Origin of the sequence: Tenacibaculum soleae, assembly GCF_001693415.1 — a bacterium.
GTDB classification, from domain to species: Bacteria; Bacteroidota; Bacteroidia; order Flavobacteriales; family Flavobacteriaceae; genus Polaribacter; species Polaribacter soleae.
Genome location: NZ_MAKX01000020.1, coordinates 1 through 1,230, shown reverse-complemented (window position 1 = coordinate 1,230; position 1,230 = coordinate 1). Strand labels below are relative to the sequence as shown.

Below are 1,230 nucleotides of genomic sequence, written 5' to 3'. Positions count from 1 at the left end.
GACTTATACTGTAACAGTTGATTACGGAAGCGACTGTACAGTGGATGTAACTAATATTACAGTTTTAAATAATCAGGCATTTACCGCACAAATAACAGATTTTACAAATCCAAGATGTATAGGAGAAAGTAACGGAAGTATTGAAATAACAGCAGCATTTCCATCAAGTACACCAACAAGTTTTGAGTATTCATTAGATGGAGGAACTATTTGGAGTGCGGCGGCAACAAATCCGTTTACTATCACAGGATTAGGTAATGTAACTCATAATATATTGGTACGACCAGATAATACTTCACCAGCAGCGTGTAATGTATCTTTGAGTGAAGATTTATCAGATCCATCACCAATAGTAGTAGCGGCAAGTGTAACAAAACTAATTACTTGTGATACAGACCCTACATTAGATGGAGCAACGATAAGTATAACCGGAACCACATCCGGAGGAAACGGAGGAGCTTATACATATGCATTATTTAACAATGCAACAGCAACTGCACCAGCAGTTCAAACAGGCGCACCATTTACCGATATTGATACTTCGGGAGATTATTGGGTAGTAGCCACAGATGCAGAGGGTTGTACATCAGCTCCATTATTAGTAAATGTACCAGATGCAGTAGCGGTAACCTTTACTTTAGATGCAACAACATGTTATAGTGGTGCAGCCGATGCAACAATTACCGTAAATATAGGTACAGGTAACGGAAATTATTCATATAGTTTAAATGACGGAACTACGACCACTACACAAAACACCAATATATTTACAGGATTAACCAATGGTAATTATACAGTAACTGTAACAGACGGATTTAACTGTTCAGCAACCGATACGGTAACCATAAATCCACAAGTAACAGCAGTTGTAACAACAACAAACGAAACGTGTAATGACGGAACGATAAACATCGTAGCAAGCGGTGGCGATGGTAATTATGTATACGCAGTTGTAACAGGAGGAACACCACCAATTGCAACAGATTTTAGTGCAACAGCACCAACGACAATAACAGCAGGAACTTGGGATGTTTATGTACGTGATCAAAACGGAACAGGAACACCAAGTTGTGAATATTCAGAAGAGGTTACCATAACTCGAATCACAGATCCAACAATAGTTGTAACCGAAACACAACCCGATTGTAATGGAGGTCAAGGTTCGGCAGTAGTAGTAATAAGTGATGGAACAGCCGATTATACCACCACAATAACATTACAGGGAGCACC

General features: G+C 39.3%; 1 protein-coding gene. It reads left to right on the top strand.

Annotated elements, in window-relative coordinates; genetic code table 11:
- Positions 1-1,230 (top strand): hypothetical protein (locus BA195_RS14445; RefSeq protein WP_176714993.1); only part of this gene is annotated, 1,230 nt, incomplete at both ends.